Source organism: Dolichospermum circinale AWQC310F (genome assembly GCF_000426925.1).
Classification (GTDB): Bacteria; Cyanobacteriota; Cyanobacteriia; order Cyanobacteriales; family Nostocaceae; genus Dolichospermum; species Dolichospermum circinale.
The window spans coordinates 25,057-30,283 of sequence record NZ_KE384675.1; the positions used below are offsets into that span (position 1 = coordinate 25,057).

3 protein-coding genes are annotated in these 5,227 nt (G+C 36.8%); 1 reads left to right on the forward strand and 2 read right to left on the reverse strand.

Features of this window, described 5'->3' with window-relative positions; translation table 11 throughout:
* Nucleotides 1-234: hypothetical protein (locus ACIR310F_RS26715; RefSeq protein ID WP_231387442.1), on the forward strand; the 234-nt coding region annotated here is incomplete at its 5' end.
* Nucleotides 235-704: 470 nt separating this feature from the next.
* On the opposite strand, the gene ACIR310F_RS0108705 is transcribed toward ACIR310F_RS26715, so the two are convergent.
* Both ACIR310F_RS0108705 and ACIR310F_RS0108710 read right to left on the reverse strand, forming a co-directional pair.
* Nucleotides 705-2,084, reverse strand: coding sequence for a cation:proton antiporter (locus tag ACIR310F_RS0108705; RefSeq protein WP_028083504.1), 1,380 nt, complete (start codon nucleotides 2,082-2,084; stop codon nucleotides 705-707).
* Between the two features lie 223 nt (nucleotides 2,085-2,307).
* A complete protein-coding gene (locus tag ACIR310F_RS0108710; RefSeq protein WP_028083505.1) occupies nucleotides 2,308-4,992 on the reverse strand; it encodes a DNA methyltransferase in 2,685 nt (894 codons plus the stop codon).
* Nucleotides 4,993-5,227: the final 235 nt, after the last annotated feature.

A 5,227-nucleotide genomic window follows, 5' to 3' on the forward strand; every position in this document is an offset into this window, starting at 1 on the left:
TTCTTGTATGGCTACGCCACGCAAGCTATCAAAAATCAAATATTATTCCTATATCAAATTAATATCTTTAAATATCCCAGAAATTTGATAATTTATGACACTATTTCCATTATTTTCCTACACCTGAGAGTAAGAAGTTTATCAAAAATCCCTACTACACAAACGGAGTTAATACTTAAACAAAGTTTAGTCATACCCTGGACTAAGGAAAATTTCCGGGTTTTGTTTGTATGATCTACCTGTTCTAGTGGTCAATGTCAATAAGAAATACCAAAAATACCCACCACTGTCAACTGCTGACCTAAAGAAAGCAGGTTATTCTCCTTACTAAAAAATCTACAATTTATAACACTTAAACCAAGAAAAAATAGAACCATAAAAGATGATCAAGTCTACTAAATAATACGAAACAAAAAAAATTTGTCAAGGCCAAAGGAAATTCAATTAACCCTTCTATTTATTTTCTAAGTCAGATGATAACAATACCCAAAGAGACGGATTTCTCATGAGATAAGTTTCCTGTCACCTCCTTACTTAGTCAACTTACAAGGCACAACAGATATAGAAAAACTAAATAGCTCGATCATAGCATTAATTCACCAGTTATTGACATGATTAAGGAACAAGTTGGGGATTTGAGACTTTTGTTGATTCAACCCCCTAAATACTTGCTTTTTAAATATAGGAATTTGCCTTCATTCCTGCTATAATAATTCTTCAGATTTACTGTCTAAATTGGCTGTAGTGTTTGATTCGGGAAATACGATTCTTAACAGGGGAGGAGCGATAAATGTGGTAATAATCACCATCATAATAATTGCCGCCCCTAGTGGTTTAGAAAGGACACCACTAGCAGCACCTACACCAGCAAATACTAAACCTACCTCACCCCTGGGAATCATTCCCACACCAATGGCCAAGCGATTAATTCCCGGTTGACCAAATACTGTTAGTCCTGTCACCACTTTACCAATAATGGCGACGGTAATCAGGAAAGTTGCCATGATTAAGGCTTCTTGATTTGTGGGAATGGCTGGGTTTAAGACTCCTAAATCAGTTTTTGCTCCCACAGTCACAAAGAAAACTGGAACTAGCATATCCGCAATGGGGATAACTTGCTTTTGTAATTCCTTGCGTTTGTCCGTTTCTTCGAGAACTAACCCAGCAGCAAAAGCTCCCAGAATTGCCTCTAAATGGATGACAGAGGCTAGGTAAGACATAATAATGGCAAAAATGAAGGCCGGGATGACTAATTCCCCTCTAGTTTTAAGTTTATCAGCGATCGCCACAAAGGATTTATTAAATACATTACCAAAAACCACCGCCCCAATCAAAAAAGCACTGGCGCTAATAATTAAATAAACCACATTACCGACATCAACCGCCCCATCTTTAGCTAAACTAGCAACCACAGCCAGCACGATAATTCCCAAAACATCATCAATAACCGCAGCACCCAGGATAATCTGTCCCTCCTTAGAATTTAAGCGACCTATTTCCGAAAGCACCTTAGACGTAATTCCAATACTAGTTGCAGTTAAAGCCGCACCAGCGAAAATAGCAGGTATAGCACTAACACCAAATATTGTCATTAACCCCACAGTTCCCGCAGCAAAAGGAACTATCACCCCCACGGTAGCCACAACAAAGGCCTGAATACCCACGGCCATAAGGTCTTTGAGATTAGACTCTAAGCCAATTTCAAACAAGAGGATAATCACACCCAATTCTGATAAAACCGAAATCACCTCAGACTGGGCTGCAAATACCTGTGGTGTCGCTTCTGGGCTTAACCCAGCGGTGATTTGCAAAAAGGACATAATCAAAGAATTACCAGCGTCTGTACCACCTTCAGGGAATATCAACAAATGGAGTACAGAGACACCGATAACCACACCCCCGACAAGTTCACCTAAAACCGCCGGTAAACCGATTTTGTTGGATAATTCCCCCCCCATCTTGCTGGCAAAGTAAATTACGACTAAACTCAATAGTACGGCCGCTAATACCATGGAACTATCTGCTGTTTCTGTGGCTGTAGCCAATAAGGGAACGTTAAAGTTGATTTCCATGAAAAACTGTATTGGTTATACAAAGATCCTTTTCTTTATTTTTACCTGTTTTTGGTGGTAATTTGTGCAGTTAACTTGATCTGATCTGCTTTTGGTCGGAATTGAAGAGTTTTATCTCACGCAGAGACGCAGAGGCGCAAAGAGTAAGTCCTGAAATAGTAGGGTGTGTTACGTCGCGGATTTTATTTAATGGTTGATTTCATCATCTTTTAACGGTTATAACGCACCCTACATACTAATTTGCTATTTCTGGTCCAATAATTTTAATTCCCTGTTTTTCTTTTTCAGCTAATTCTAAATTTAATAGCAGCAGTTTTTCTAAAATATCATCTTCTGGGTTGAATTGATAAGCTGACATTACCAGTTTATCCAATTGTTGATGTAGTTTATAAAGTTGACTGCTCGGTTCGGTGAAAAATTTATTATATAATGTAGTGATTCCCCATTGTTTGGTTTCCATTTGTTGACTACGATGTTCATTTAGTTCTTCTGTTTTAGTGCGAATTTGTTGGACTATTTTTATATCTACTGTTTGCGGAAATGGGAAAGTTTCAAAACAAGTGTTGTGAGTATAACGAGTGTCACCTTTTAAAGTCGAACTTTGCGCTTTTACCCAAACACGATGTACGTTAGATGTGAGAATACCAAGGATATAAAAATCATCTAATGCGAGAACAGTAATAGAGTTATTAGGTAGCCAATCTTTATTAACTCGTGAAAAAATAAACCATTTAGAATGACAAGGAACTGCAAAATAAAATGGTAAAAATTCTATAGCTTTTCTCATCTCTGGACGAGGACGTAGGAATTTCCACCAATAATTTTTAGCCTTTTCATCTCGATTACTATCACGTTCATATTTAACATAGGTTTTAATGTGTTCAAAAGGTAATTGATAATCACTAGCATCCTCAAGACTCATATCATTAAAATCAATAATCCATCTTTTTGGTGTACCATGAGGATTATCTGTTAAATCTTGTGCTGAAATAGATTGTTTAAGAACATCTTGATTTTTTACATCTGTTTTTATCCAATCTGTAACCTGTTGTTCAGTTAGAAAAAATCCTTTTCCCACAGGAATTACACCCTGAAAGCATTTATTGATATTTGCTTTTAACCGCACAGCTTGAGAAACATCAACACTAGATTTTAGAGAAGAATTGATTTGTGAAACTACAAGATCATCTAAATAATATTTTCGCTGTTTATCCTTACACCAATTAATAATACTCACATGAACCTTCGCAGCACCAGACCAAGGTTGTGTAGAAACAGCCTCATGAATATAACCACCATTTTGAGTAATATAATCTAAAGCCGCAATTCTACTTTTACCTTGACTTATAGAATTAGTACCAACCAAACCAACTCTACCCTTCTCATCAATTTTATCATGAGCCAACCGAAACCAATAAACACAAAAATCTACATCTTTAACTTTCGGAAAACGTTGAAAAATTCTATCTACATATTCATCATTCAAATTCATTCTAATATGTTTACCACCCAAAAACGGTGGATTTCCAATAATAGCATCAGCCTTGACCCATTCACCAAACAAAGCATCTTGACAAACAATATTATCATCCAAAGTATCCAAAGGTAAAGCAGGTTCAGTCAAACATAAATCATCAATCGCAATTTTCCGCGCTATCATCAAAGTTACCCGCGCTAATTCCACAGCAAAAGGATTTGTATCCATACCATAAAACTGTAAAGGTGTTACCAAACCCATTTCCATTTGTTGACTTTTAGACCTATTCAAAGACTGGATTTTTTCTAAAAGCATTCTTTCCACTCTTTTCAATTGCTGATATGCTATATAAAGAAAATTTCCCGAACCACAAGCAGGGTCCAAAACCCGATAACCTTGTAATTCTATCTGCAATTTTCCCAGTTCTTTAACTGTATTTGCTTCCTCAATTTTATCCTCCCAATAACGACTAATTGTGGGACGGACAATTTTCATAATATCTCCCTCAGAAGTATAATGAATTCCCTTCGCGTGACGTTCTTTCTTATCTACCGTTCCCTCAAATAAATTCCCAAAAATCGCCGGACGGACCTGACTCCAATTTTCCCGCGCAGAAACATCTAAAAAATTTAATTCTTCCCTAGTTAACTCAAGGGGGTCAATGCGAGAAAATAAACCCCCATTAAAATAATCTACACCTTGATAACGTCCCGCAGGAGTTTTCCCCAGTTGATTCATTTCCCGAAACAAACCACCCAAAAGATCATAAGAACTTGACCCATTCATACAATCTTGAACACAAGAAACAAACAAATCACGGGGTAACAATTGTCTATCTTCCGCAAACATAGCTAACACACATTGTAAAACAAACCGCTGTGCTGTTAACTTTTCAATACCCCTAGCTTCCAACTCTAATAATAACTCTCCCATACGACGAGCAGCCCTTTCCGTCACCTCCACCTGGTTGTTTTGGAATATAGGAGTTTTTTGACCTAATTCCATAAAAGCTAACGCTCCCGACCGTGTTGGTAGTTCCTCAAGAGAGATTTTATCTACAGGTGTATCTATCTGAATATCAAAATCAAAAATCCAGAATTGATCAAAATTACATAAAATCACATATTTAGGACGGTTAGGAACTAACCTAGTCCAATAATCAAAAGCTTGGGAATAATGTTTATTTAAGTCTTCTCCGCGTTTTTTCATTTCAATTAAAACGCGAGGTTTCCAAACCAAATCAGCAAAACCGGTTTTTCCAGTTTTACTACCTTTTTTAATAGCTTCCTCATATTTCGCACCTGCTTCCAAAGCACCCTCATGACCAAAAGCGCGAAAAAATCGGTCAAGAAAAGTTTGTGCTTCCTTACGTTCCTGTCCGGTAATATATTGGTTGCAAAATTGGACGAATTTAGATAAACTTTCTGGTGTTGATGATGTCATAGTTTTTTTTCCAAACAACAAGATACCCGACCTGTCAATAATTACAAAAATAACATTTAATTTCCCCAGCAAGTCGCGCGAAAAAAGAAGAATTAGGGCTTGACAATTAATTTTAAAAATGTTATCATGAAACCGATGAGGAAGAACTATCACCAAATAATAAAGTTCAACAACAGAGAAAAACCCTAAAAAACCTCTTACCTTCGTGTTCTTCGTGACTTAGTGGTTAATTTAA

Excerpts from the sequence above, each read along its gene's own strand:
- ACIR310F_RS0108710 (WP_028083505.1), bottom strand. The coding sequence starts at position 4,992 with ATGACATCATCAACACCAGAAAGTTTATCTAAATTCGTCCAATTTTGC.